We start from the raw sequence: 26,354 nt of genomic DNA on the forward strand, positions 1-26,354 counted from the left end.
CCGCGAAAGGAGCCGACCATGGGAGCGAATGACCTGCCCACCGAGGGCCTGGACTTGACCGTGAGCCGCTGGGGCAACAGCCTCGCGGTGCGCCTGCCCGCAGCGCTCGCGCGCGAGCTCGGCGTGCGCGAGGGCGACACGCTGCACCTGCAGCCGCCCGAAGCCACGCCGGGCGGTGCCTGGCAGCTGTCGGCACGGCGCCAGCGCCCCAAGCTGAGCAAAGAGGAATGGATTGCGCGTGCGCGGGCGCACCTGGCCAGCATGCCGCTGACCGAGTCGGTGATCGAGGAAGTGCGCGCCAATGAACGCTATTGACAGCGCCTTGAGCACCTGCCGACGCAAGCCCCCCAATCCTCCATGCCCCTCACGACCCTACACCGCCCGCAGCGCCGCTGGGACGCCACCTACGTCGATACCAGCGTATGGTGTGCCTACTGCTTTCATGAAAGCGAAGGCGCAGCCGTGATCGATTGGATGGCGCAGGCCGACATGTCGCACCTGGGCACCGCCTGGTGGGCCGAGACCGAATTTGCCAGCGCCTTGAGCATCCAGGTGCGCAAAAAGGCGCTCACGGGCCCGCGCCTGCAGCTGGCACGCGAGCGCTTCATCGAAGCCATGGACATGGTGCACCGCCTGAACGTGATCGAGGCCGATTTCCTGCAAGCCGCCGACTGGGTGGCCGATGCGGCAAGCGGTCTGCGCGGCGGCGACGCGCTGCACCTTGCGGTGGCGCAGCGCCACGGCTGCAAGGCCGTGGCCACGCTGGACGCCGCGATGCAGGCGAGCGCGCAGCGGCTCGGGTTTCGAATCGTTGAACTTTTGTCATAGGAATGGAATGAACGCCAACGCGAATCTGCTGGTGGAATTGTTCGTCGAAGAACTGCCGCCCAAAGCGCTGAAGAAACTGGGCGAGTCTTTCGCCGGCGTGCTTGCCGAGCAGCTGCGCGCGCAAGGGCTGGCCGCGGCCGACGCCAAGGTTACGGCCTATGCCTCGCCGCGGCGCCTGGGCGCCCACATCACTGGCGTGGCCGCCAAGGCCGCCGACCAAGCCGTGCGCCAAAAGCTCATGCCCGTGGCCGTGGGGCTGGACGCGCAAGGCAATCCGACGCCAGCGCTGCGCAAAAAATTGCAGGCCCTGGGTGTGGACGTGGGCAGCGACGCTGCGCTCGCCGCGGTGCTCGCGCGCCTGCAGCGTGCCTCCGACGGCAAGACCGAGGCGCTGTTTCTCGACAGCGTGGCGCCGGGCGCAACGCTCGCCGTGGGCTTGCAAAAAGCCCTGCACGAAGCCATCGCCAGGCTGCCCATCCCCAAGGTGATGAGCTACCAGCTCGAAACCGATTGTGAGCTGCCGGGCTGGAGCACGGTGCACTTCGTGCGCCCCGCGCATGGCCTGGTGGCGTTGCACGGCGCGCAGGTGGTGCCGGTGCACGCGCTGGGCCTGCGCGCGGGGCGCCACACGCACGGCCACCGCTTCGAGGCGCAGGCCGAGCCGATCGAGCTGGCGCACGCCGACGCCTACGCCGAGGCGCTGCGCACGCAAGGCGCGGTGATTGCGCACTTCGGCGAACGCCGCGCGGTCATCGAATCGCAGCTGAATCAGGCTGCAGCCAAGGCAGGGCCAGCGCTGACAGCTATCAAAGACGATGCACTGCTGGATGAGGTGACGGCGCTGGTCGAGCGCCCGAACGTGCTCGTGTGCGAATTCGAGCGCGAGTTCCTCGAGGTGCCGCAGGAGTGCCTGATCCTGACCATGCAGGCGAACCAGAAATACTTTCCGCTGCTCGACGCGGCGGGCAAGCTCACGAACCGCTTTCTCGTGGTCAGCAACATCTGCCCGCAAGACGCGAGCGCGGTGATCGGCGGCAACGAGCGCGTGGTGCGCCCGCGCCTCGCGGACGCCAAATTTTTCTTCGACCAGGACCGCAAAAAGCCACTCGCGAGCCGCGTGCCGCAGCTGGCCAAGGTGGTCTATCACAACCGGCTCGGCACGCAGCTCGAGCGCGTGCAGCGCGTGCGCGCGATCGCGCGGGCGATCGTGCAGCAGCTCGCCGCGGCGGCCGAGGCCGAGGCTGCGGGCGCGTGGCGCGCGCTGGCCTTGCAGGCCGACCAGGCCGCCGAGCTCGCCAAAGCCGACCTGCTCACCGACATGGTGGGCGAATTCCCTGAGCTGCAAGGCACCATGGGCCGCTACTACGCGTTGCACGACGGCCTGCCGGCGGAAGTGGCCGACGCCATCGAAGACCATTACAAGCCGCGTTTTGCGGGCGACAGCCTGCCGCGCGGCCCCGTGGGCGTGGTGGTGGCGCTGGCCGACAAGCTCGAGACGCTGGTGGGCATGTTCGGCATCGGCAACCTGCCCACGGGCGAGCGCGACCCGTTCGCGCTGCGCCGCCACGCGCTCGGCGTGATCCGCATGCTGATCGACAAGGCGCTGCCGCTGGAGCTCGACGCGCTGCTCGGCGCCGCCGTGCCCGCGTTCGGCAGCCTGATCGAAGACCCGCGTGTGCCGCTCGCCGACTTCATCTACGAGCGCCTCGCGGGCCTGCTGCGCGAGCAGGGCTACGCGGCGCGCGCGGTCGAGGCCGTGCTCGCGCTGCGCCCGCAGCGCCTGGCCGACGTGCCTAAGCGCCTGCAGGCCGTGCGCGCGTTTGCCACGCTGCCCGAGGCCGAAGCCCTGGCCGCGGCGAACAAGCGCATCGCCAACATCCTCAAAAAAGCCGGCGACGCCGAGGAAGTGGTCGATCCGCACGTGAGCGAGTTGCTGCTGCAGGAGCCTGCGGAAAAAGCCCTCTACGCGGCCATGCTGCACACCGTGCCGCGCGCCGATGCGCAGTTTGCCGCGGGCGACTACACCGGGTCGCTGCGCACCCTGGCAGCGTTGCGCACGCCGGTGGATGCGTTCTTCGACGACGTGATGGTCAACGCCGAACAGCTCGACGTGCGCCTGAACCGCCTGGGGCTGCTCAAGGCGCTGCACCTCGCGATGAACCGCGTGGCCGATCTCTCGCGCCTGGCCGTGTGACGCCAGAACGCCCATTTGCGCAGGAGCCCTCCCATGAAGCTCGCGATTCTCGACCGTGACGGCACGCTGAACCTGCCGGGAGACGGCTACATCGCCTCGCCCGACGAGTGGATCGTGCTGCCCGGCGCGCTCGAAGCCGTCGCGCGCCTCAACCGTGCGGGCTGGCGCGTCGTGCTTGCGTGCAACCAGCCGGGGCTGGGGCGCGGCCTGTTCGACGTGACGGTGCTCAACGCCATCCACGCGAAGATGTACCGCCAGCTCGCAGCGCTGGGGGCGCGCATCGATGCGGTGTTTTTCTGCCCGCATGCGCCGCAGGACGCCTGCGACTGCTGCTTGCCCCGGCCAGCGCTGCTCGCGCAGATTTGCGAGCGCTACGGCGTCGAAGCGCCGCAGTTGCTCGTGGCGGGCGCCAGCGCGGCCTTGCTGGAGGCCGCCAGCGCGCTGGGCGTGCGCGCTTTGCACTGCGTGGCTGCGAATGCGCCGCACGCAGACTTGCCCGCGGGTACGCAGGTGCACGCGAGCCTCGCGGCGATGGTCGAGCAGGTGCTGCAAGAGGCGCAGCCGCCCCTCGCGGCCGCTACGCCCGGCGCGCGCGATGCGCCAGTACCCACCGAGGCGCCGCTGCCCTTGCCGGTGGCGCCCACGCCCGGTGCGCCGCACGCCGCATGAGGCCGCTTTCGGGCAGATGCTATGCCGGGCGTTCGAGCACACCGCGTATTTGCTTGCATAATGGTAGCTACCAGCGCACGTCTAGCAATGGCTACACTGCAAAAACACTCTTGAAGATCTGACGCATGGCCCTGTTGCGCTCTCTGCTCCATCTGCTCTGGATGGCCATCACCGTCGTGCCCTATACGCTGGCGATTTTGCTGTGCCGCGTCTTGGGCGCGTCCAAGGCGGTGCTCTACCGCATCGCCCGCGCCTGGCTGGCGCTGTCCATCCACGCGGCGCAATGGTTTTTGGGCATACGCCCGCGCATCCAGGGCATGGAAAATCTGCCCACCGACCCGCGCCAGGGTGTGGTGCTGCTGTGCAAGCACCAATCGACGTACGAAACCTTTCTGATGCCGGCGATCATGCCGCACCCCTTGGCCTACGTGTTCAAAAAGGAGTTGCTGCGCATCCCCTTCTTCGGCTGGTCGATCGGCAGCCTCGACATGATCCACATCGACCGCAAAGATGGCGTGCGTGCGTTCCAAAAGCTCGTGCAGCAAGGGCAGCGCCTGCTCGACCAGGGCACGTGGATCATCATGTTTCCCGAGGGCACGCGCATCCCGCGCGGCCAAAAGGGCGAATACAAAAGCGGCGGCACGCGCCTGGCCATACGCACGGGCGTGCCCGTGGTGCCGATCGCCGTGACCTCGGCGCGCGTGTGGCCACCCAAGGCTTTCGTCAAGCGTCCCGGCGTGGTCGATGTCTCCATCGGCAAGCCCATCCCGAGCCAGGGACGGCGGCCCGACGAACTGATGCAGGAAGTCGAAAACTGGATAGAGGCCGAAATGCGCCGCCTCGATCCCGAAGCCTACCCGGCACAACCTTCCGAGCCATCCAAGAAGGGCGCCGACCAGCCATGATCGCGCAGCTGCTGCAAGGATTGCTGGATGGCTGGGGCGCTGCAGCGCAACCGGACGCGCTGCAAAGTTCAAGGCAAAAAAGCCTTGTAAACAAGACAGATCAAGCGCCAATAGCTCCTGAAAACGAAGCTACTGTGGTGTTTTTTCGGCATCCCGCGGCGCAGCGGCAGGTCGTGCTTGGCGGCGTGCTGGTGGCGTATGCGCTGCAGCGTGTGCGTCGGCGCAGCATAGGCTTCGTGGTCGATGGGGAAGGGCTCACGGTGCGCGCGCCCGCAGGCGTGGCGCTGGCCGAGATCGAGCACGCGCTGCACGGCAAGGCGGGCTGGATCGTGCGCAAGCTGCACGAGGTGCGCGTGCTGCAGCAGCGCCGCGAAGCCGGGCGCATCGTCTGGGCCCACGGCGCGCAACTGCCCTACCTGGGTGCGCCGCTGGGCTTGCATTTGGACGGCATGCAGGGTGGGCGGGTGCAACTGGTGCAAGAGCCGGCGCAAGAGCCGGCCTCTGTGCCCGCGCGCGCACTGCGTCTTCCGTTGCAGCCAGAGGCCACGGCGCAGCAGATACGCACGCGGGTGCAGGCGTGGTTCCAGCGCCAGGCGCGCAGCCACTTTACCGCGCGGCTCGAGCACTTTGCGCCGCAGCTCGAGGTGCGCTGGCAGCGGCTCAGCCTCTCGAGCGCACGCACACGCTGGGGCAGCGCGAGCGCCGACGGCTCCATCCGGCTGAACTGGCGCCTGCTGCACTACACGCCGGCGCTGATCGACTACGTGGTGGTGCACGAGCTCGCCCACCTGCGCGAGATGAACCACAGCCCGCGTTTTTGGCGCATCGTCGAAGGCGTGTTGCCCGATTACGCCACGCGCCGTCAGCAATTGCGTGCCCAGCCTGCGCCGTTGTGGGACTGAAGCGCAACGTCCCGCCCGAAGATCGAGCCATGACCACCCCAACCGATCCCGCGCCTGCAACGCACACCAGCGCCGGCAGTGCGCCTGCGCCACCATCGCTCGCTTACCTGCCCGTGGCCTTGTTCACCACCGTGATGGGCGTGGCGGGGCTCGCGCTGGCCTGGGCCAAAGCCAGCGCCCTCGCGGGTGCGCCCGCGCTGCCCGCGCTGTGTCTGCGCGGGGTGGCGACGGCGCTGTATGTGGTGCTTTTCGTGCTCTATGCCCTCAAGGCGCTGCGCTACCCCGCGCAGGTGGCGGCCGAGCGCGCGCACCCGGTGCAGGTCAACTTCTTTCCGGCGATCTCCACCGGCATGGTGCTGCTGTCCATCGCCTGGCTGCCCACGCTGCCGGGTGTGGCGCATGGGCTGTGGAGCGTGGGCGCCGCGGCGCATCTGGTGTTGACCCTGCACGCCGTGGGCAGCTGGATCTTCCATCCGCACTACAGCATCCAGCACGCGAGCCCCGCCTGGTTCATCCCCGCCGTGGGCAACGTCCTCATGCCTATCGTCGGCATGCAGTGGGCGCCGCCCGACATCAGCTGGTTCTTTTTCAGCATCGGCGTGGTGTTCTGGCTCGTGCTCATGACCATCGTGCTCTACCGCCTGTTTTTCCATGAGCCGCTGCCGCCGCCCATGCGGCCCACGCTGGCGATCTTGCTCGCGCCGCCCTCGGCGGGCTGCGTCGCCTACCTGGCGCTCACAGGGCAGGTCGATGGCTTTGCGCGTGTGCTGTATTCGATGGCGCTGTTCGTCTTTTTGCTGCTCGCAAGCCATGTGCGGCAATTCGCGCGCCTGCCTTTTTCCACGGCGGCCTGGGGCTACTCGTTTCCGCTCGCGGCGTTCACGATGGCGAGCTTCGAGATGGCGCACCGCAGCGCCTACGCGTGGTACGCCGTGCTGGCCTGGGCCGGGCTGGCGTTGCTCACCGTGGTCGTCACCTGGCTGGCTTGGCGCACGCTGCGCGCTGCCCTGCACGGGCAGTTCAGCCGGCCACAATGAGCGACGGACAGGCGCGGCGTCTCGATGCTGGCGGCCTGGCTGAAAAATGGGCCCGTGCAGAATTTGCCGTTTTCGTGTTTTACTCCCCCACGCCATGTTTCCTCTGCAACTTTTCGACCCGCAGTCGAGCTCCTACACCTACGTGCTGCACGACCCGGCCACGCGCGAGGCGCTCGTCATTGACCCGGTCGATGAACAGCTCGAGCGCGACCTCGGCGTGCTGCAGGCGCAGGGCTTGCGTCTGCGCTGGGTGCTCGAGACGCACGCGCACGCCGACCACGTGACGAGCGCAGCGCGCCTGGCCGAGCATACGGGTGCGCGCCTGGCCGCGCCTGCGGGCTGCGGCATAGGCACGGCCGCGGTACAACTGCAACACGGCGACACGCTGACATTCGGCGCCGAGACCCTGCGCGCGCTGCACACGCCCGGGCACACCGCGGGCAGCATGTGCTACCTCTGGCGCGACCACGTGTTCACCGGCGACACGCTGCTGATCGACGGTTGCGGGCGCACCGACTTCCAATCGGGCAGCGCCGCGGCGCTGTACCGCAGCATCCACACGCAGCTGTTCACGCTGCCGGGCGACACCCTGGTCTGGCCCGGCCACGACTACCACGGCCGCAGCCACTCGACCATAGGCGCCGAAAAAGCCGGCAACGCGCGCCTTGCGGGGCGCAGCGAGGATGAGTTCATCGCGCTCATGGCGCAACTGAAGCTGCCGCGCCCGCAGCGCATGGACACCGCCGTGCCAGCGAATCTGCACTCGGGGCTGCCTCCGCATCCGCGCCATGATGCCGACGGCGCCGCTGCTGCCGCCCAGCAGCCGCGCCCCGCGAGCGGCTACGCGGGCGACATCCCGCCCCAGCTGGCCTGGCAATGGGTGCAGCAAGGCCGGGGCGTGCTCGTCGATGTGCGCAGCGACGCCGAGCGTGCCTGGGTCGGCGAAGTGCCCGGCGCCCTCGCCGTGCCCTGGAAGCAGTGGCCCGACATGCTGCCCAACCCCGACTTCGACGCGCAGCTGTGCGCCGCCGTGCCGCGCGGCATGCCGGCGCTGCTGATCTGCCGCAGCGGCGTGCGCTCCATCGCCGCCGCGCGCCGTGCGACCGCGCTGGGCCTCACGGCGTACAACGTGCTCGAGGGCTTCGAGGGGGATCTCGACCTGCACGCGCAGCGCGGGCGCCTGGGGGGTTGGCGCTTCCATGGCCTGCCCTGGCGCCAGAGCTGAGGCCGAGTGCTGTCGCGCCGATGGCCTCACGTGCGCTGCGGCTGCGCGAGGGTAGCTGAAACCCCATAATCCGCCCATGACATTCCTCGCCATAGACGTCGGCAACACGCGCCTCAAGTGGGCTTTGTACGACGCGCACCGCCCGGGCGCCGCGCTGCTCGCGCAGGGCACCGAGTTCCTCGAGCACATCGACCGCCTGGCCGAAGGCAGCTGGGCGAATCTGCCAGCCCCCAAGCGCATGCTCGGTTGCGTGGTCGCAGGCGACATCGCGCGGCGCCGCGTGGTCGAGCAGATGGAGCTGTGGGACGTGACGCCGCAGTGGGTCGTGCCCTCGGCGCAGGAAGCGGGCCTGACCAACGGTTACGACTACCCCTCGCGCCTGGGTGCAGACCGCTGGGTGGCCATGATAGGCGCGCGCCACCATGTGCTTGCGCAAGGCGCGCCGCGCCCCATCGTACTCGTGATGGTGGGTACGGCCGTGACCGTGGAGTGCATAGATGCTGCGGGCAACTTTCTCGGCGGCCTGATCCTGCCGGGCCACGGCATCATGCTGCGCGCGCTCGAGGCCGGCACGGCGGGCCTGCACGTGCCCACGGGCGAGGTGCGGCTCTTTCCCACGAACACCAGCGACGCGCTCACGAGCGGCGGCACCTACGCCATCGCCGGCGCGGTCGAGCGCATGTACCAGCACCTGCTGCAGCGCTGCGGCGAAGAGCCCGCCTGCCTCATGACCGGCGGCGCGGGCTGGAAGATGGCGCCCAGCATGACGCGCCCATTCGAGCTCGTAGAGAACCTGATCTTCGACGGCTTGCTGCAGATTGCGATGCGGCGTTTTGGCGACGCGGACTGAGCAAAAAACCGTAATTGGGGTCAGATTTTCCAATTTCCGGGCGGTGGTGACGGGGCAAAGGGCGGGTGCCGGGATGTGCGCCCGGCGGCGCACCTACTTTTCTTGTCTCGCCAAGAAAAGTAGGCAAAAGAAGGCGACCCTGCTGTCTGCGTCCCTGTGCGCCTCACGGCGCCCAGGGCAACCTGCGGTGCTCGCGCCCGGCGGGGTCGCGCGAAACTCGCTGCGCTCAAACAATCGCGCGCCCTTGATCCGCCGGGCGCTGCGCTCCTCGGCGCATACAGAAGGGCCAGGGATACCGCACGGGCCATCGCTACGCTCGGCCTTTTGCAACGCCCCCGTTTCGCTGCAAAACAACCCGTCATTGTGGGCCCCGCAGGGGGTGCGGAACCGTAATTGGGGTCAGATTCCAATTTCCGGGCGGTGGTGACGGGGCAAAGGGCGGGTGCCGGGATGTGCGCCCGGCGGCGCACCTACTTTTCTTGTCTCGCCAAGAAAAGTAGGCAAAAGAAGGCGACCCTGCTGTCTGCGTCCCTGTGCGCCTCACGGCGCCCAGGGCAACCTGCGGTGCTCACGCCCGGCGGGGTCGCGCGAAACTCGCTGCGCTCAAACAATCGCGCGCCCTTGATCCGCCGGGCGCTGCGCTCCTCGGCGCATACAGAAGGGCCAGGGATACCGCACGGGCCATCGCTACGCTCGGCCTTTTGCAACGCCCCCGTTTCGCTGCAAAGCAACCCGTCATTGCGGGCCCCACAGGGGGTGAGGGAATCTAGGAGCCTGTCGGACTTTGGGCGTCGAAAGCGAGAAGGTGCCCCAGCGAGGCCAGTTTTTGCCGGATTCGCCGCCCCATAGCGGGACTATGGGGCAAGAAGACGGTAAAAATGGGCCGCTGCGGCGCATTCGCAGCCGACGATTCCAAAGTCCGACAGGCTGCCAGAGCGCTGGGAGTGACCTTACGTGCCCATTCCGTTTTGCGCCTTCACCACCGCGTAGCGCGCGAGCGTGCGCAGGCGGGCGCTGGCGTGCTCGACGATGGGAAGTGGGTAGTCCTGCCCCAGCGTGATGCCCGCGGCCTGCTGGGTGTGGCGATCCATGGTCCACGGGGCGTGCAAAAAGGGCAGGGGTACGCGCGCGAGCTCGGGGACGTAGCGGCGGATGAAGTCGCCCTGGGGGTCGAACTTTTGCGACTGGCTCACGGGGTTGAAGATGCGAAAGTACGGCTGAGCGTCGCAGCCGCTCGAGGCGGCCCATTGCCAGTTGCCGTTGTTTGCGGCAAGGTCGAAGTCGTTGAGCTGCGCGGCAAAGTGGCGCTCGCCCAGGCGCCAGTCGATCCCCAGGTCTTTGCACAGGAACGAGGCCGTGAGCATGCGCAGGCGGTTGTGCATCCAGCCGCAGTGCAGCAGTTGCCGCATCGCTGCGTCAACGAGCGGGTAGCCGGTGCGCCCGGCCTGCCACGCGGCCAGGCCCTGTGGCCAGTCGTCCCATTCGATCGCGTCATATGCGGGTTTGAACGCGCGCTCGACCACGTGCGGGAAGTGGTCGAGGATCATGAAGAAAAAGTCGCGCCAGATGAGCTCGTCGAGCCAGGCGTCGGCGCGCAGGGCGAGCGCGTGGCGCACGAGTTCGCGGATCGCGATGGTGCCAAAGCGCAGATGCACCGAAAGATAGCTCACGCCGCGGCGTGCGGGGTAGTCGCGCAGGTCCGCATAGCGCTGGATGCGCCCCTGCGCGAACGACTCCCAGAGCGCGCGTGCACCGGGCATGCCGGGCGTGATGCCGAGCTCGGGCAGGTTCGTTGCTTCGAAGCCGATGTCGGCGAGCGTAGGGATGCCGGTCGACAGGTGGGGCGGCGGGCTTGCGATCGGGCCTGCGCAGGGGTGCGCGGCAAGGTCGGGTAGCTCGTCTGGCGGCGCGTGCGGGGATGCGTGCTGCAGCAGGCGTTGGCGCCAGGCATTTTTGTAGGGCGTGAAGACGGTGAACGGCGTGCCCGCGCGTGTGCGCACGGCGTCACCGTCGAAGACCACCTGGTCTTTGTGCAGGTGCAGCGCGATGCCCAGTGGCGCGAGCGCGTGTGCCACGGCCTGGTCGCGCGCCTTGGCGGCGGGCTCGTAGTCGCGATTCGCGTGCACGGCGCCCACGGCGAGGGCCTGGGCGAGCGCCGGAATGTGCTGCACGGCGCGGCCATGGCGCACGATCAGGGCGCCGCCGCGCGCGCGCAAGGCGGCGTCGAGCGCCTGCAGGCTGCCGTGGATGAAGTGCACCCGCCGGTCACGCCGGCTCGGCAGCGCGTCGAGTATGTCGGTGTCGAAAACGAAGACGCAATACACCGCGCCACCCGTGCGCAGTGCGGCGCTGAGCGCGGCGTGGTCGTGGTCGCGCAGGTCGCGCCGGAACCATACGAGCGCGGGCGGCGGCGCAACTGGGTTGCGTGCGGTCATCAGCCCTCGAGCTCGGCGCGCGCGAGCTCCACGTCCAGGTGCTCGGCCGCGTCCAGCGGCGCGATGGCGGCGGCTTGCTCATAAAGCCGCGTCGCTTCGTCCATTTTGGGTTCGCCTTCGAGCATCATCAACGCGTTCGCGTATTCGATCAGGCCGATGGTCGATTGCGGGTGCAGCGCAAGCCCTTGGCGCAGGTGCGCGAGCGCGGTTTCCTTCTTCGCGCCGAAGGTCATCTGCCCCACGAGCGGCCCGAGCTTGTCTATGACCTCGGCGTCGAAGGCGCCGAGTGCGATGTGTGCGTGCGCGTGCTGCGGCGCAAGCGCCAGGGTTTTTTGCAGTGACTCCTTGACCGCGTTGCCCAGGCCCTGGGCGACGGCTTTGGCGACGCTGATGCTCTGGCCGTAGCGGGCGAGCGCATACGCGCGCCAGAACCAGGCGTTGGGGTTGTCGGGCGCGTCGGCGGCTTGCGCCTGCGCGCGCTCGGCCACCTGCAGCAGCAAGTCCTGGCGTGCCGACTCGCTGGGTTCGAGGTAGTTGGCGTACAGCGCCGTGGCCTTGTTTGCCACCGTGAGGCCTGCACCGCCCAGGCGCTGCCCGAGTTCGGCCGCCTCCTGGAACTGGCCGCTGTGCAGCAGCAGCCAGGCGTGCTGCAGTTTCTCGTCGCTGGGGTAGGGCTCGGCGTCGCCCGCGTGCAGGCGTGGCCACAGTTGCTTCAGACGCGCGGGGTCGAAGCGGTAGAGGTCGCTGTAGGGGAAAGGGGTCCATTGCGCCATGGTGCGTCTCCGGGCTGGGATGGGAATTTTGCAGGCAATCCGTGTGCCGGCCAGGCGGCGCCGGGGCTGGGCAGGGAGTCGCTGCGCTGAATCAGGGCCAGCAGGGCCTGGCGTTGCGGCGCGCACAGTTGGGCTGCGAGCAGGTACAGCGCGTGCTGCGTGCCGCGCGCAATCGCCGCGGGTGCGTTTTCGGGCTCGAGGGCATGGCGGGGATCGTGCAGGTATTCGAAGCTCGGCCAATAGCTGAGCACGATGGCCATATCGACCGCGGTGGCGCAGCGCACGGGCGGGGCCAAAGGCAGCAGGGCCTGGGCCTGCTCCAGGCAGCACAGCAAGGTGTGCAGCGCGTCGGTTTTTTGCCGCAGCAACTGCGGCATTTGCAGCTCCAGGCGGTGGTTGCGCGCAAGCAAGTCGTTGAGGTCGCGGTACAGGAAGCGAAATTCCCAGATGCGCGTGAGCAGGGCGTGCACGAAGTGCCAGGCCTGCCCGACTTCGCGCACGCTGCCCGCCATCTCCAGCACCGCGGGCAGCGCCAGTGCATAGCGATCGCACAGGGCGTTCACGAGTACCTCTTTGCCAGCGAAGTGGTAGTACAGGTTGCCCGTGCTGATGCGCAGCTCGGCCGCGAGCCGTGTGGTCGAGACTTGCGGTTCACCGAAACGGTTGAACAGCGCGAGCGCGGTTTCGAGAATCCGCTCGGCGGTGCGGCGTGGCGCTTTTTTGACCATGGACGGCTCTTTGTCGTGTGGGTACGCGGCGGTTTTGGCGCATGGGTACTCGTCTCCTGCCGCTACTCTAACCGAGCCGGGCTTGTGCAATGCAGCATCCGTGCAAGCGCGATGCGCAGCGATGCGAGGTAGGGGCGTCGCAACGATAATTTGCGCCCATCGGCTCGCGCAGCGCCAAAAATCATCACTGCCATGGACATTCTGCTTTTGGGTAAAAACGGCCAGCTCGGCTGGGAGCTGCAGCGCAGCCTGGCGCCGCTGGGCCATGTCACCATGCTCGACCGCCACAGCACGGCGCATTGCGGCGACCTCGCGCGCCCTGCCGATCTCGCGGCCACGGTGCGGGCGCTGCGCCCCGCGGTCATCGTCAACGCAGCGGCCTACACCGCCGTCGATCGCGCCGAGAGCGAGCCCGAATTGGCGCATACCGTCAACGCCGTTGCGCCCGGTGTGCTCGCCGAAGAGGCCGCGCGCCTGGGCGCTTGGCTCGTGCACTACAGCAGCGACTACGTTTTTGACGGCAGCGGCAGCCGTCCCTGGCGCGAGACCGACGCACCGGCGCCGCTGAACGTCTATGGCCGTAGCAAGTGGGAGGGCGAGCAGCGCATCCGGCAGGCGGGCGCGCAGCACCTCATCGTGCGCACCAGCTGGGTTTACGGCGCGCGCGGCGGCAACTTCGCCAAAACCATGCTGCGCCTGGCGCAAGAGCGCGAACGCCTCACCGTCATCGACGACCAATGGGGCGCGCCCACGGGGGCCGATCTGCTTGCAGACTGCACTGCGCACATGCTGCGCCATGTCCAGGTGCGGCCGCAAGACGGCGGCTTGTACCACCTCGCCGCAGCCGGTGAAGCGACCTGGTTTTCGTATGCAAAATACGTTCTAGAGCAGGTGCGGCAAGCGCTTCCAGCTCTCGAAATAAAAGCAAAAGAGCTGCTTCCCATCCCCACGAGCGCCTACCCCCTGCCGGCGCCGCGCCCGCACAATTCGCGCCTCGATTGCCGCCGCCTGCAGGAACGCTTCGGGCTCGTGCTGCCGCCGTGGCAGCAGGGCGTGGCGCGCATGTTGCAGGAGGTTTTCCTGCCATGAAGTGCCATGCGCGCAGGCCCCGGGCTTGCGGCGCCAGCAAGTTTTATGATGCGCGCCCTTGCGCTCGCGTCTGGCGTGCGCATGCGTCCCGTGCCCCCGCCTTCATCCTTTCGGAGAACCCGCCATGTTGACCGCCGAGCAGCTCGAAGCGTCCGCCCGCCCAGCCCCCAGATTGCCTTGGTACAAGATTCTTTACGTGCAGGTGTTGATTGCCATTGCGATTGGCGTTGCACTGGGCTACTTTTGGCCCGACACGGGCGCGGCCATGAAGCCGCTGGGCGACGCTTTCATCAAGCTCGTGAAGATGATCATCGCGCCGGTGATCTTCCTGACCGTCGTCACCGGCATCGCGGGCATGAGCAACCTCAAGACCGTGGGGCGCGTGGTCGGCAAGGCGATGGTGTATTTTTTGACCTTTTCCACGCTCGCGCTCGTGGTCGGCATGGTCGTGGCCAACGTGCTGCAGCCGGGCGCGGGCATGAACATCGACCCGGCATCGCTCGATACCAGCAAGGTCGCCAGCTACGTGAGCAAGGCGCACGACGCCACCATCACCGGCTTTTTGCTCAACATCATCCCGAACACGGTGGTGAGCCCGCTCGTCGAGGGCGACATTTTGCAGGTGCTGTTCGTGGCGGTGCTGTTTGGCATTGCGCTCGCCTCGGTCGGTGACAAGGGCAAGCCGATCCTGAGCTTTTTCGAGCACATGTCGGTGCCGGTGTTCAAGCTCGTGGCGATTTTGATGAAGGCCGCGCCGCTGGGCGCGTTCGGCGCCATGGCCTTCACGGTGGGCAAATACGGCATCAAGTCGATCGGCAACATGGCCTACCTGATTTTGGCCTTCTACATCACGGCCTTGCTGTTCGTGCTCGTCGTGCTCGGCCTGGTGGCGCGCTACAACGGCTTTTCCATCGTCAAGCTCATTCGCTACATCAAGGAAGAATTGCTGCTCGTGCTCGGCACCAGTTCGTCCGAATCGGCGCTACCCAATCTGATGCACAAGATGGAAAAGGCCGGCTGCGGCAAGTCCGTCGTGGGCCTGGTGATCCCCACCGGGTACTCGTTCAACCTCGACGGCACCAACATCTACATGACCATGGCCGCCTTGTTCATCGCGCAGGCGCTGAACATCCACCTGAGTCTGACGCACCAGATTTTGCTGCTGCTCGTGGCCATGATCAGCTCCAAGGGCGCGGCGGGCGTGACCGGCGCGGGCTTCATCACGCTCGCGGCCACGCTCGCCGTGGTGCCCGAGCTGCCCGTCGCGGGCATGGCCCTGATTCTGGGCATAGACCGCTTCATGTCCGAATGCCGTGCGCTGACCAACTTCGTTGGCAATGCCTGCGCCGCCGTGGTCGTGGCGCGCTGGGAAGGCCAGCTCGACCAGGAAAGGCTCGCCTACGTGCTCGACCATCCCGAGGTCGTGCACGAGGAGCTGCTGGTCGGGCCGACGGCGGACGACTGACGATGCGGCGCACATTGGTACCAGGGCTGCAATGGGTGGCACATTTGCGCCGCGCGGCCCAGGCGTGCGCGATGGTGGCCATGCTGCTCGTCGCGGGTACGGCTGCGGCGCAAGATGCCACGGCAGCCGCACCACCCAGCAGTTCCACGGCCATGACCCAGGCGCCGCCTGCTTCGGCGGCTGTTGACATGGCGCCGCGCGTGCGCGCCTGCACGCTGTGCCACGGCAAGGAAGGGCGCGCGACGCCCGAGGGCTACTTTCCGCGCATCGCGGGCAAGCCGGCGGGTTATCTGGCGAACCAGCTGTTCAACTTTCGCGACGGGCGGCGCAATTACGCGCCCATGAGCCACCTGCTCGAAACGCTCAGCGACGCCTACCTGCACGAGATCGCGGCCTACTTTGCGGCGCTGGATCTGCCCTATCCGCCACCGCCCGCGCCGCAGGCCGCGCCCGCACAGATCGCGCTCGGGCAGCGCCTCGTGCAGCACGGCGACGCGGCGCGCCGCCTGCCCGCGTGCGTGCAGTGCCACGGCAGCGCCATGACGGGCGTGGCGCCCGCCATTCCCGGCCTGCTCGGGCTGCCGCGCGACTACCTCAACAGCCAGCTCGGCGCCTGGCAGACCGGCCAGCGCCACGCGCAGGCGCCCGACTGCATGGCCGAAGTGGCGCGCAAACTGTCGGCCGACGAGGTCAGCGCGATCTCTGCCTGGCTCGCCGCGCAGCCCGTGCCCGCGCACGGCAAACCCGCGGCGCAGCTGCCCGCGCCGCTGCCGCTGCGCTGCGGCGGCGTCGCGCTGCCCGCGGCCGACCAGAGGGGGCGCACATGAAGCGCGTGCGCTGGACGCTGGCCCTGGTGCTGCTGGTGCTGCTGGTGCTCGCCGGCGCGGTGGGCGCTTTGCTGCTGCGCGAATTGCAGGGCGCAGGGGAAGAAGGGGCTGCGGCCGCGCGCGCTCCGGCGGCGGCTTCTGCCGCAGCCCAGGCCGACTTGCGCGCACGTGGCGCCTATCTGGCGCGCGTGGGCAACTGCATGGGCTGCCACACCGCGCGCGGCGGCGCGCCCTACGCGGGCGGGCGGCCCATCGAAACGCCCTTCGGCACGCTCTACGGCCCCAACCTCACGCCCGACGCGCAAACGGGCCTGGGCCGCTGGACGGCCGACGACTTCTGGCGCGCGCTGCACCACGGCCGCGCGCGCGACGGGCGCCTGCTGTACCCGGCCTTTCCGTACCCCGACTACACCCACGTCACGCGCGCCGATGCCGACGCGATCTACGCCTATCTGCAAAGCCTGCCGCCCGTGGCGCAGCCCAGCCGCGCGCATGCGCTGCGCTTTCCCTACGACACGCAGCTTGCGCTCGCGGCCTGGCGCGTGCTGTTCTTCACGCCCGGGCGCGGCGACGGCGCAGCCGCAGACCCCGCGCGCGACGCGCAGTGGAACCGCGGCGCCTACCTCGTGAACGGCCTGGCGCACTGCGGCGCCTGCCACACGCCGCGCAACCTGCTCGGCGCGAGTCGGGCCGACCGGGCGCTCGGCGGCGGCCTGATTCCGGCGCAGAACTGGTACGCGCCCGCGCTCGACGCGGCGAGCGAGGCCGGCGTCGCGCACTGGCCGCTCGACGACGTGGTCGCGCTGCTGCGCACGGGCGTCACACGCGCAGCATCCGCCACGCCACAGGCCAGCGTCAGCGGCCCCATGGCCGAGGTGGTGTTTGGCAGCACGCAGTACCTGAGCGAGGAGGATGCGCGCGCCATGGCCGTGTACCTGCAAGCGCTGCCCGAGCGCGCCGCGCCCCCCGCGCCGCCCATTGCCGCGCCGCCGCGCAGGCTGATGCAGCGCGGCGCAGAGATTTACCACGACCACTGCGCCCAGTGCCACGGCGCGCAAGGGCAGGGCGAGCGCGGCGCCTTCCCCGCGCTCGCGGGCAACCGCGCCGTGCTGCTGGCCGAGCCGACGAACCTCGTGCGCATGATCCTGCAAGGCGGCTACGCGCCCGCCACCGCTGGCAACCCGCGCCCCTACGGCATGCCGCCCTACCACCAGCTGCTGGGCGACGAAGACGTGGCCGCGGTCGCGACCTTCGTGCGCAATGCCTGGGGCAACCATGCCGCGGCGCTCGATACCATAGACGTTTATCACGTCAGGGAGCGGCGCTGACTCCCTTGCGCTACGCGCCACCGCGCTGCGTTTTGCTGCCTGTGCGGGGTTTTGTTCGCTACTTCTTTTTTTGATGGGCTTTCGCATGTCCACCACTGCCACCCCAGCCACCTCCGACCCCGCGCGCGGCTGGTGGGCCATTTGCCTGTGCGCCGCCTGGTGCGGCACCTGCGGCAGCTACCGCGCGGTGTTCGACGCGCTCGCAGCTGCGCACCCGCAGGTGCGTTTCGAGTGGGTGGACATCGAGGACGAGGCCGATCTCGTCGATGAGCTGGACGTGGAGACCTTTCCCACGCTGCTGCTGGCCGACGGGCGCACGGCGCGCTTTTTGGGCCCGCTACTGCCGCAAGCCGGGGCGCTCGCGCAACTGCTCGCGCGCCTGCCACGCGAGTCGGGCACCGACGCCGGCCCCGAGGCACAGGCCGTGTTCGAGCGCGTGCGTGCTGCGCGCGAAGGCTGATTTGCTATCTAAATAGTAGCTAATAGCGCTTGATAAATAAGCGCTAGGAGCCTGTCGGACTTTGGGCGTCGAAAGCGAGAATGTGCCCCAGCGAGGCCAGTTTTTGTCGGATTCGCAGCCCCATAGTGGTGCTATGGGGCAAGAAGCCGGTAAAAAATGGGCCGCTGCGGCGCATTCGCAGCCGACGATTCCAAAGTCCGACAGGCTCCTAATGGCCTTTTTCTCAAAAAATCCGCGGGTCTCTTGGCCGCGCTGCGCTCGTCACCGCGGGCATGCCGGGCGTGTGTCAACCCAGCAGCGCCACGGCCTTGATCTGCGCCCACACCGGCATGCCCACGGTCAGGTGCAGCTGGTCGCAGGAAAAGCGCGTGATGCGCGCGAGCAGCGGCGTGCCGCCGGCGTCCAGGCGCACCAGCGTGTGCGCGGGGGTGTCGGCGCTGCAGAGGCCCGTGACGGTGGCGGGCAGGCGGTTGAGGATGGAGCTGCCCGGCGCGGGCGCGAGCGCCAGGCTCACGTCGCGGGCCTGTACCTGCAGGCGCAGGCGCGTGCCCGGTGCGAGCGGCGTGGGGTGCGGCGCGAGTAGCTCGCCGCCGGCAAAGCCCAGGCGCAGTAATTCGTAGGCGCTGTCGTAGTCCTGCACCGTGGCCTCGATCAGCACGGCGGCGCTGGCGCTTTGTGCCGTGGGCAGGTCGATGCGCGCGAGGGTTTCGGCGATCGGGCCGCTCGCAAGCACCTGGCCCGTCGCACGGCCGCCGCCGAGCAGCACCAGGTGGTCGGCGAGCTGGATCACCTCGTCGAGCGCGTGCGAAACATAGAGCACGGGGATGTCGAGCTCGGCGCGCAGGCGTGCGAGGTAGGGCAGGATCTCCGCCTTGCGCTGCGCGTCGAGCGCGGCGAGCGGCTCGTCCATGAGCAGCAGCCGCGGCGCGGTGAGCAGCGCGCGCGCAATGGCCACGCGCTGGCGTTCGCCGCCCGAAAGCGTATCGGGCCGCCGCCGCAGCAAGTGACCTATGCCCAGCAGTTCGATCGCCTGCGCGCGCGGCACGCGCCGCGCCGCAGCCGGGATGCGCCGCAGGCCGTAGTCGAGGTTGCGCGCCACGTCCAGGTGCGCAAACAGGCTCGCCTCCTGGAACACATAGCCCAGCGGGCGCCGGTGCGTGGGCACGAAGCGCTGCGCGTCCTGCCAGACGGCGCCGTTGACCGCGAGGTGGCCGCCCGCGTGCCGCTCCAGCCCGGCGATGGCGCGCAGCAAGCTGGTCTTGCCCGAGCCCGAGGCGCCAAACAGCGCCGTGACGCCGCGCCCCGGCAGATGCAGGTCGGCGTGCAGCGTGAAGCCGGGGTAGGCGATGGCAAAGCGCGCCTCTATGCCGTCCCTTGCGCGGTCTGCTTCGCTTGCCGCGCCCTGCGCATGCACGGCGATGCCTTCAGCCGGCATGGCGCCTCCCCGCGCCGCGGCCATAGAGCCACAGCAGCACGACGAAGCTGAACGCCAGCATGCCGCCGGCGAGCGCGTGCGCCTGGGCATACTCCATGGCCTCGACGTGGTTGTAGATTTGTATCGACACCACGCGCGTTTGCTGCGGGATGTTGCCGCCCATCATCAGCACCACCCCGAACTCGCCCACCGTGTGCGCAAAGCCGAGCACGCCCGCAGTCAAAAAACCTGGCCGCGCGAGCGGCAGCGCGACGCTCACGAAGCGATCCCATGGCGCGGCGCGCAAGGTGGCGGCGACTTCGAGCGGGCGGTTGCCCACCGCTTCGAACGCCTGCTGCAGCGGCTGCACCACGAAAGGCAGCGAATACACCATCGAAGCCAGCACCAGCCCGCCAAAGGTAAAAGGCAGCGGCCCGAGGCCCCAGGCTTGCATGAGCCGCCCCACCGGCCCCTGCGGCCCGAGCAGCACGAGCAGGTAAAACCCCAACACCGTGGGCGGCAGCACCAGCGGGAGCGCCACCACGGCGCCCACCGGCCCCTTCCACCACGCGCGCGTGCGCGCCAGCCACCAGGCGAGCGGCGTGGCGAGCACGAGCAGCAGCACCGTGGTCGTGGCGGCAAGCCGCAGGGTCAGCGCAATGGCCGACCAGTCGTCGGGGCCGAGCAGCGAGGACAAGGCCGCGAAAGCCGGGGCTGCGCCGGCATCGGATGGAGGAGCGGAGGACATGGCGGCAGGCATGGCAGAAAGGATGGTGTGGGGGCTCACAGCCCGTAGCCGTAGGTCTGGATCACCGCGCGCGCCTTGTCGCCCCGCAGGTATTGCATGAGCGCGGCCACCGCAGGCTTGGGCTGGCTGCCAGCCGTGCCTTTGGTGAGCACGACGGCATCCTGGCGGATAGGGCGGTAGAGCTTGGCGGGCACCAGCCACATCGAGCCGCCCTTGAGCTGGCCCTGTTCATCGAGCACCTGCGCATAGGCCACGAAGCCCAGTTGCGCATTGCCGCTGGCGATGAACTGGTAGGCCTGGCCGATGTTTTCGGCCTGCACGATCTTGGGCGCGAGCGCGTCGTACACGCCCAGCGCCTGCATGGCCGCTATGCCCGCTGCGCCGTAGGGCGCGAGCTTGGGGTTGGCAATGGCCAGGTGCGTGAAATTGCCGCGCCGCAGCACCTCGCCCGCCGCATCGACCACGCCGGGCTGAGCGCTCCACAGCACCAGTTTGCCTACGGCGTAGGTGAAGTGGCTGCCCGCGAGCGCCGCGCCCTCTTGTTCGAGCCGCGCCGGGGTTTCGTCGTCGGCGGCAAGCAGCACCTCGAAGGGCGCGCCGTTCTTGATCTGCGCGTAAAACTTGCCCGTGGAGCCGAACGCGAGCACGGCCTTGTGGCCCGTGTCCTGCGCGAACAGCGCGGCGATCTTCTGCATGGGCGCAGTGAAATTGGCGGCCACGGCCACCTGCACCTCGTCGGCGCGCGCGGCGCTGGCGGCGAGGCTGAGCACCAAGGCCGCGATGAGGGCCAACGATCGGAACAGCGGGCGGGACATGGCAAATCTCCTGGTGAGCTTGGGAAAAGGAAGGAAGCGAAAAACTGCAAAAAACGGCTCAACCGAGCGCCGCGAGGATCACGCTAGACGCCTTGAACACCGCGCAGGCGCGCACGCCCGGCGCAAGGCCGAGGTTTTCCACGCTCGTGCGCGTGAGCACGGCGGTCACCGTCTTGCCGCCCGCAAGCGCCAGGCTCACTTCGGCGCTCACCGTCCCTTCGTGGATGTGGCTCACTTCACCCCAGAGCTGGTTGCGCGCGCTCAGCAGCCCCATGCCCGCGGTGCACAGCAGCAGCGAGGAAGACTTGACCAGCGCCACCACCTCCTGGCCCAGCGCCAGCCCGAGGTTGTCCGCCGAGGCGCGCGTGATCAGCGCGGTGAGCTCGGTCTGCGCATCGAGCGCGATGCGCACTTCAAAATCGACGCCGCCGCCATCGTGCAGCCCCGCCACCGTGCCCACGAACTGGTTGCGCGCGCTGGTGCGCACGGCCATGCGCCGCAGCAGCGTCTGGAACTGGTGCACGTCGTCCACGTTCAGCGCCTGCATCTGGCCCGCGAGCCGGTCGAGCGCGCCCTGGTATTCCTGCTCCACGGCGCGGTACAGCGCGATCACCTTGCGCCCATAGTCGGTCAGGCGCGTGCCGCCGCCGCGCGCGCCGCCGGTGCTGCGCAGCACCAGCGGCTCGTGGGCCAGATTGTTCATGGCATCGACCGCATCCCAGGCCGCCTTGTACGACAAGGGCACGGCCTTGGCCGCCTGCGAGATCGAGCCATGCTCGCCTATGGCTTCGAGCAGGCGGATGCGCGTGGCCCCGAGAAACGGCCCGAGCTCGGTCTCGAGCGCGAGCCGGCCTATGAGTTTGTTGGACTGGGACATCGTGGGCACCTTCTTTGGATAGCGGAATATACAAAACTACATAACCAATTGGGCCAATTCCTGACAGTCACGACGCTTGGAAGGTCTTTGTTGAAACCGATGCGAGGCAAGAGATGGAAAGCGCCAGGCGCTATGGTTGTGGATATACAGGACTTGCGCCTACACTGATCCACGCCATGCAGCAAGCATGCGCGATAGTTTCAAAGACATAACGCAACCATTTCCATTGGAAAGGAGTCACCATGAAAGTCAGTGCCCGCAACGTCTTTCACGGCAAGGTCAGCGCCATCACTGCCGGCGCCGTGAACAGCGAGGTCGAGCTCACCACCGACGGCGGCCACAAGCTCGTGGCCATCGTCACGCAGGCGAGCGTGCGCGAGCTGGGCCTCGCGCCCGGCAAGCCGGCGTTCGCGCTCGTCAAGGCCTCGTGGGTCATGCTGCTGACCGACGACGCAGGCGTGCGCCTGTCCGCGCGCAACCGTCTGCGCGGCACGGTGAGCAAACTGGTGCCAGGCGCGATCAACACGGACGTGGTGCTCACCCTGCCCGGCGGCAGCCAGGTGCACGCGGTAATCACCAGCGAAGCCGTGCGCGAACTGGAACTCAAAGAAGGCAGCCCCGCGACCGCGCTCATCAAGGCCAGCCATGTGGTGCTGGGGGTGGCAGGGTGAGGCGCTGATGCGGCCCATCGGCCACCTGTGCGTCGGCCAGTAGTTCCACTCTCATTCCAAAATCCCGGCGCAAGCCGGGATTTTTTTCGGGATGGCATTCGAATTCAGGTCGGCGCTGGAATCAATGAATGACGACGCCAGCTTCCCTGCCCTGTGCAAGCCCGCGCCCCCTCTTCCCACGCCCCCCAAAAAACCACCCGCGAGACTGCAGCATGCAAGCGGCGCATGTCCACGACGGGGCGAGTGCCGCTAAACTGTCAAGCAAACGTTTGTTTGGCTCGGCGCTCGGCGGTCTCGGGGGAATTCCAGAGATTTTGGCCGCAAAGCGCCGTGCAGCATGTGTGAGCAGCTAGGAGCCTGTCGGACTTTGGGCGTCGAAAGCGAGAAGGTGCCCCAGCGAGGCCAGTTTTTGCCGGATTCGCAGCCCCATAGCGGGACTATGGGGCAAGAAGACGGTAAAAAATGGGCCGCTGCGGTGCATTCGCAGCCGACGATTCCAAAGTCCGACAGGCTCCTAGGAATCAAGGAGTTTTCATGGAACTGGGTTTGCAAGGCAAGGTGGCCATCGTCACGGGGTCGGGGCGGGGGATTGGGGCGGAGACGGTGCGGGCGCTGGCCGAGGAAGGGGCGCGCGTGGTTGTGACCGACATCGACGGTGCGGTGGCGGCCGAGACCTGCGCGGCGCTGCAGCGCGATGGGCTGCAGGCGATTGCGCTGGCGGCGGACGTGACGCGCAGCGCCGACGTGGAGCGGCTCGTGCAGGCGGCGCTCGACGCCTTTGGCGGCGTGCACATCCTCGTGAACAACGCAGGCTTTGCGCGCGATGCGCGCATCGTCAAGCTCAGCGAGGCCGATTGGGACGCGGTGGTGGACACCATCCTCAAGGGGGCGTTTTTGTGCAGCAAGGCCGTGGTGCCGACCATGGCCGAGCAGCAGTGGGGGCGCATCATCAACATTTCTTCGCGCGCGCACCTGGGCAATCCGGGGCAGGCCAATTACTCGGCGGCCAAGGCGGGCATTCTGGGCTTCAGCAGTGCGCTGTCGCTGGAGCTCGGGCGCAACGGCATCACCGTGAACACCGTCGCGCCGGGCTTTATCGAGACCGACGGCGTGCGCAACCTGCCGCACTACGCCAAGATCAAGGAAAACGCCCTTGCGCGCACGCCCGTGGGCCGCGTGGGCCAGCCGCGCGACATCGCGAGCGCGGTGTGCTTTCTTGCGAGCGAGCTCGCGGGCTACGTGAGCGGCGCCGTGCTGCATGTGACGGGCGGGCGCTACGGCTGACGGCGCGCGGCTGCTGCGTGCCGCGGCTACGGGCACCGACCCTGCGTTGCGGCTTCTTGCGCCGGCTTTTCCCCTGTTCTCCTTTCCACCCTTCACGGAAGATGCACCATGGATTTTGGCTTTACCCCTGAACAAGACACGCTGCGCGACGCGGTGCGGCGCTTCATGCGCGAGCGTGTGGCGCCGCGCATCGACGAGTGCGAAAAGAAGCGCGAATTTGCCTGGGACTTGCTGCCGCAGCTGCAGCAGTTCGGCTACCTGGGCGGGCTGCTGCCCGAGTCGGCGGGCGGCTTTGGGCTGCGTTACGTGGACTGGGCGATCTTGATGGAAGAGGCGGGCTACTGCTGGCTGTCGCTGCGCGTGATGATGAACTCGCTCAACATCATCGCCTCGCTGCTGCACCGCCACGGCACGCCCGCGCAACAGCAGCGCTTTCTCGCGCCGCTGCTCGCGGGCCAGCTGCGCCACTGGATGGCGATCACCGAGCCCAACCACGGCTCCAACGTGGCTGGCATCGAGACGCGCGCCGAAGACCGCGGCGACCATTACCTCGTCAACGGCGAAAAGCTCTGGATCACCAACGGCATCCACGGCGACTTCGGCGTGCTCGTGGCGCGCACCTACAGCGCCACTTGCGACGGCGGCATCAGCCTGCTCCTGATCGACCGCCAGGAGACGCAGTACCAGGCGCGGCGCGCCGACGTGATGTTCATCCGCGCCACGGGCACCTCGCAGCTGAGCTTTCAAGACGCCATCGTGCCCAAGGCGAACCTGCTGGGCAAGGAGGGCGAGGGGCTCAAGTCCATCCTCACGGGGCTGAACTTCGGGCGCCTCAATGTGGCCATGGGCGCGGTGGGCGCGGCGCGTGCGGCGCTTGATTTGTCCATCGACTACGCCAAGCAGCGCAAGCAGTTCGGGCGCGTTATCGGCGGCTTTCAGCTCGTGCAAAAGCTCATCGTGGACATGATGGTGCGCTGCGAGGCGGCGCGCGCGCTCGGCTACCGCGCGGCCTGGACGCTGGACCAGGGTGGCACGGCGCGCACCGAATGCTCGATCGCCAAGCTCTACGCCGCCGAGGCCGCGCACGAGGTGGCCAGCATGGCGCTGCAGGTGCACGGCGGCTCGGGCTACAGCGAGGACTTGCCGATCGAGCGCATCTTCCGTGACACGCGCGGCGGCATGATCCCCGAAGGCACGACCGAGATCCAGACCCTGATCATCGGCCGCGAGGTGCTGGGGATTTCCGCCTTCCATTGAAAGAGGTGACACCATGGGCATGAGCCTGCTCAAAGCCTTGCGCCTGAATGCGCGCCGCGTGCCGCAGCGCACGGCCCTGCGCTTTCGCGACACGCGGATGAGTTACGCCGAGCTCCTGCAGGCCACCGAACGCGCGATGTGCGCGCTGGCCGATCTGGGCATTGCGCCCGGCGAAAAGGTGCCGCTGCTGTCGTTCAACCACCCCGACATGCTCGTGGCCTACTTTGCGCTCACGGGGTTGGGCGCGGTGCCGGCGCCGCTCAACTACCGCCTGAGCGACGACGACCTGCGCTACGGCATGGACGCCGCGCACGCGCGCTGGGCCTTGCTGGGTTCGGGCTTTGCCGAGCGCGCCGAGGCGCTCGCGAGCCCCGCGCGGCGCTGGATCTGGTTTGGCGACGCGGCTGCGCAGGCGCCGCAAGTCCCGCGCGCCGAGCTGCGCTGGGGCGATCTGCTCGCGCAGGCCGGCGGCACACCGCCCGAGGGACGTGACGGCAGCACCATCATGCTGCACACCTCGGGCACCACGGGCCGGCCCAAGGGCGCGCTGCGCTCGCGCTTCGGCTTCGAGGAGCGCGCGATCGAGCAGGGCTTCGGCATGGACGACCACACCTTGTGCGTGCTGCCGCTGTGCCTGTCGGCGGGCTGCGTGTATGCGCTGCTGCCGCTGTACCTGGGCGCGAGCGTGTCGCTGCAAGAGCACTTCGACGCGGGCGCGGTGCTCGACGCGATCGAGCGCGAGCGCATCCATTCGGCCATGCTGCTGCCCGCGATGCTGCAGCGCATAGTCGAGCACCCGCGCTTTGCCACGGCCGACCTGAGCAGCCTGCGCGTGATCCAGTCGGGCGCGGGCGCGATTCCCGCCGCGCTCAAGCGCACGCTGCTCGATCGGCTGGGCGACGGCGTGCTCAACATCTACGCGGCCTCGACCGAGGTCGGGCCCTACGCCAACCTCAAAGGGCCCGAAGTGCGCGCGCATTTGGACGGCAATTGCGTGGGGCGGCCGTTTTTTGGCGTGGAGCTCAAACTGCTCGCCGACGACGGCCACGAAGTGCCCACGGGCGAGGTCGGCGAAATCTGCTGCCGCAGCGATTCGCAGTACGACGGCTACTTCGAGGACGAGGCGCTCACCGCGAGCACGCGGCGCGGCGAATTCCTCACCGTGGGCGACCTCGGGCGCTTCGACGCGGACGGGCTGCTGTATTTCGTGGGCCGCAAGCGCGACATCATCAAAAGCGGCGGCATCAACGTGCACGCCTCCGAGATCGAAGATGTGCTGCAGCAACACCCCGCCGTGGCCGAGGCGCACTGCATCGGCCTGCCCGACGAGCGCTGGACGGAGCTGATCTGCGCCGTGATCGTGCTGCGCCCCGGCGCGCAGGCGAGCGCCGACGAGATCGCTGCGTTTGCCGCCGAGCGCCTCGCGCCCTACAAAAAGCCGCGCCGCGTGGTCTTCGTCGATGAAGTGCCGCGCAACCTCACGGGGCGCGTGCTCAAGGCCCAGCTGGTCGAGCAGGTGCTCGCGGGCGCGCACCGTTGAAATGCTATTGAATAAAGAGCTGGTAGCGCTTGG

The 26,354-nt window shown here is 68.4% G+C and carries 25 protein-coding genes and 1 pseudogene; 19 read left to right on the plus strand and 7 right to left on the minus strand.

Annotated features, from left to right (window positions below):
• Positions 1-18: 18 nt before the first annotated feature.
• The 10 genes and pseudogenes from DFR45_RS05985 to DFR45_RS06025 all read left to right on the plus strand — a co-directional run bounded on the left by DFR45_RS05985 (position 19) and on the right by DFR45_RS06025 (position 8,610).
• Positions 19-315, plus strand: a complete 297-nt coding sequence (locus tag DFR45_RS05985; RefSeq protein WP_241659283.1) for an AbrB/MazE/SpoVT family DNA-binding domain-containing protein — start codon at positions 19-21, stop codon at positions 313-315.
• A gap of 42 nt (positions 316-357) precedes the next feature.
• A complete protein-coding gene (locus DFR45_RS05990) occupies positions 358-828 on the plus strand; it encodes a type II toxin-antitoxin system VapC family toxin (protein ID WP_114482800.1) in 471 nt (156 codons plus the stop codon).
• Positions 829-835: 7 nt separating this feature from the next.
• Positions 836-3,022, plus strand: coding sequence for a glycine--tRNA ligase subunit beta (glyS, locus tag DFR45_RS05995; protein ID WP_114482801.1), 2,187 nt, complete (start codon positions 836-838; stop codon positions 3,020-3,022).
• Positions 3,023-3,055: 33 nt separating this feature from the next.
• Positions 3,056-3,691: an HAD-IIIA family hydrolase gene (locus tag DFR45_RS06000; RefSeq protein ID WP_114482802.1), complete on the plus strand. Its 636-nt coding sequence runs from the start codon at positions 3,056-3,058 to the stop codon at positions 3,689-3,691.
• A 125-nt stretch (positions 3,692-3,816) separates the two neighbouring features.
• Positions 3,817-4,596 carry a lysophospholipid acyltransferase family protein gene (locus DFR45_RS06005; RefSeq protein WP_114482803.1) on the plus strand — a complete coding sequence of 260 codons (780 nt, stop codon included), beginning with the start codon at positions 3,817-3,819 and terminating at the stop codon, positions 4,594-4,596.
• On the plus strand, positions 4,593-5,498 hold the full coding sequence (locus DFR45_RS06010; protein WP_114482804.1) for a M48 family metallopeptidase: 906 nt from the start codon (positions 4,593-4,595) through the stop codon (positions 5,496-5,498). The genes DFR45_RS06005 and DFR45_RS06010 overlap by 4 nt, the downstream gene beginning before the upstream one ends.
• A gap of 29 nt (positions 5,499-5,527) precedes the next feature.
• A complete protein-coding gene (locus DFR45_RS06015) occupies positions 5,528-6,535 on the plus strand; it encodes an SLAC1 anion channel family protein (RefSeq protein ID WP_114483017.1) in 1,008 nt (335 codons plus the stop codon).
• A gap of 94 nt (positions 6,536-6,629) precedes the next feature.
• A pseudogene (locus DFR45_RS14795) lies at positions 6,630-7,307 on the plus strand (MBL fold metallo-hydrolase); the annotation flags it as partial.
• Positions 7,281-7,760, plus strand: coding sequence for a rhodanese-like domain-containing protein (locus tag DFR45_RS14800; protein WP_421781579.1), 480 nt, complete (start codon positions 7,281-7,283; stop codon positions 7,758-7,760). The pseudogene DFR45_RS14795 and the gene DFR45_RS14800, both read left to right, overlap by 27 nt.
• A gap of 76 nt (positions 7,761-7,836) precedes the next feature.
• Positions 7,837-8,610, plus strand: a complete 774-nt coding sequence (locus tag DFR45_RS06025; RefSeq protein ID WP_114482806.1) for a type III pantothenate kinase — start codon at positions 7,837-7,839, stop codon at positions 8,608-8,610.
• A gap of 950 nt (positions 8,611-9,560) precedes the next feature.
• Here DFR45_RS06025 and DFR45_RS06030 read toward each other — a convergent pair.
• From DFR45_RS06030 to DFR45_RS06040, 3 genes are read right to left on the minus strand one after another with little or no spacing between them, the layout of a single operon-like run.
• A complete protein-coding gene (locus DFR45_RS06030) occupies positions 9,561-11,045 on the minus strand; it encodes a cryptochrome/photolyase family protein (RefSeq protein WP_114482807.1) in 1,485 nt (494 codons plus the stop codon).
• Entirely contained in the window at positions 11,045-11,818 is a 774-nt protein-coding gene (locus DFR45_RS06035) for a tetratricopeptide repeat protein (RefSeq protein WP_114482808.1), read from the minus strand. Before DFR45_RS06035 ends, DFR45_RS06030 begins: the two co-directional genes overlap by 1 nt.
• Entirely contained in the window at positions 11,758-12,546 is a 789-nt protein-coding gene (locus tag DFR45_RS06040; protein WP_114482809.1) for a TetR/AcrR family transcriptional regulator, read from the minus strand. Before DFR45_RS06040 ends, DFR45_RS06035 begins: the two co-directional genes overlap by 61 nt.
• Positions 12,547-12,738: 192 nt before the next feature.
• Between DFR45_RS06040 and rfbD the strand changes: the two genes are divergently transcribed.
• The 5 genes from rfbD to DFR45_RS06065 all read left to right on the plus strand — a co-directional run bounded on the left by rfbD (position 12,739) and on the right by DFR45_RS06065 (position 17,715).
• Positions 12,739-13,635, plus strand: coding sequence for a dTDP-4-dehydrorhamnose reductase (gene rfbD, locus DFR45_RS06045; protein ID WP_114482810.1), 897 nt, complete (start codon positions 12,739-12,741; stop codon positions 13,633-13,635).
• 124 nt (positions 13,636-13,759) lie between these two features.
• Positions 13,760-15,100 (plus strand): dicarboxylate/amino acid:cation symporter, encoded by a 1,341-nt coding sequence (locus DFR45_RS06050; RefSeq protein WP_114482811.1) that lies wholly within the window; start codon positions 13,760-13,762, stop codon positions 15,098-15,100.
• A gap of 2 nt (positions 15,101-15,102) precedes the next feature.
• Complete coding sequence (locus DFR45_RS06055) at positions 15,103-15,927, plus strand: c-type cytochrome (RefSeq protein WP_114482812.1); 825 nt, start codon at positions 15,103-15,105, stop codon at positions 15,925-15,927.
• Positions 15,924-17,255 carry a cytochrome c gene (locus tag DFR45_RS06060; RefSeq protein ID WP_114482813.1) on the plus strand — a complete coding sequence of 444 codons (1,332 nt, stop codon included), beginning with the start codon at positions 15,924-15,926 and terminating at the stop codon, positions 17,253-17,255. The genes DFR45_RS06055 and DFR45_RS06060 overlap by 4 nt, the downstream gene beginning before the upstream one ends.
• An 85-nt stretch (positions 17,256-17,340) precedes the next feature.
• A complete protein-coding gene (locus tag DFR45_RS06065) occupies positions 17,341-17,715 on the plus strand; it encodes a thioredoxin family protein (RefSeq protein WP_241659284.1) in 375 nt (124 codons plus the stop codon).
• A 286-nt stretch (positions 17,716-18,001) separates the two neighbouring features.
• Here the strand turns inward: DFR45_RS06065 and modC are convergent, their stop codons facing one another.
• From modC to DFR45_RS06085, 4 genes are read right to left on the minus strand one after another with little or no spacing between them, the layout of a single operon-like run.
• The gene (gene modC / locus DFR45_RS06070; RefSeq protein ID WP_194161649.1) at positions 18,002-19,150 is read right to left on the minus strand and encodes a molybdenum ABC transporter ATP-binding protein; all 1,149 of its coding nucleotides are present in this window, start codon (positions 19,148-19,150) and stop codon (positions 18,002-18,004) included.
• Positions 19,140-19,877: a molybdate ABC transporter permease subunit gene (gene modB, locus DFR45_RS06075; RefSeq protein WP_114483018.1), complete on the minus strand. Its 738-nt coding sequence runs from the start codon at positions 19,875-19,877 to the stop codon at positions 19,140-19,142. Before modB ends, modC begins: the two co-directional genes overlap by 11 nt.
• Positions 19,878-19,912: 35 nt before the next feature.
• Positions 19,913-20,692: a molybdate ABC transporter substrate-binding protein gene (modA, locus tag DFR45_RS06080; protein WP_114482816.1), complete on the minus strand. Its 780-nt coding sequence runs from the start codon at positions 20,690-20,692 to the stop codon at positions 19,913-19,915.
• 58 nt (positions 20,693-20,750) lie between these two features.
• Positions 20,751-21,569, minus strand: a complete 819-nt coding sequence (locus DFR45_RS06085) for a TOBE domain-containing protein (protein WP_114482817.1) — start codon at positions 21,567-21,569, stop codon at positions 20,751-20,753.
• Positions 21,570-21,811: 242 nt separating this feature from the next.
• Between DFR45_RS06085 and DFR45_RS06090 the strand changes: the two genes are divergently transcribed.
• The 4 genes from DFR45_RS06090 to DFR45_RS06105 all read left to right on the plus strand — a co-directional run bounded on the left by DFR45_RS06090 (position 21,812) and on the right by DFR45_RS06105 (position 26,321).
• Positions 21,812-22,240, plus strand: a complete 429-nt coding sequence (locus DFR45_RS06090) for a TOBE domain-containing protein (protein ID WP_114482818.1) — start codon at positions 21,812-21,814, stop codon at positions 22,238-22,240.
• Between the two features lie 534 nt (positions 22,241-22,774).
• Positions 22,775-23,524, plus strand: coding sequence for a 3-oxoacyl-ACP reductase FabG (gene fabG, locus DFR45_RS06095; RefSeq protein ID WP_114482819.1), 750 nt, complete (start codon positions 22,775-22,777; stop codon positions 23,522-23,524).
• Between the two features lie 108 nt (positions 23,525-23,632).
• On the plus strand, positions 23,633-24,781 hold the full coding sequence (locus tag DFR45_RS06100) for an acyl-CoA dehydrogenase family protein (RefSeq protein WP_114482820.1): 1,149 nt from the start codon (positions 23,633-23,635) through the stop codon (positions 24,779-24,781).
• 13 nt (positions 24,782-24,794) lie between these two features.
• Positions 24,795-26,321: a class I adenylate-forming enzyme family protein gene (locus tag DFR45_RS06105; protein ID WP_114482821.1), complete on the plus strand. Its 1,527-nt coding sequence runs from the start codon at positions 24,795-24,797 to the stop codon at positions 26,319-26,321.
• Positions 26,322-26,354 lie beyond the last annotated feature (33 nt).

Source organism: Extensimonas vulgaris (assembly GCF_003337425.1).
GTDB classification, from domain to species: Bacteria; Pseudomonadota; Gammaproteobacteria; order Burkholderiales; family Burkholderiaceae_C; genus Extensimonas; species Extensimonas vulgaris.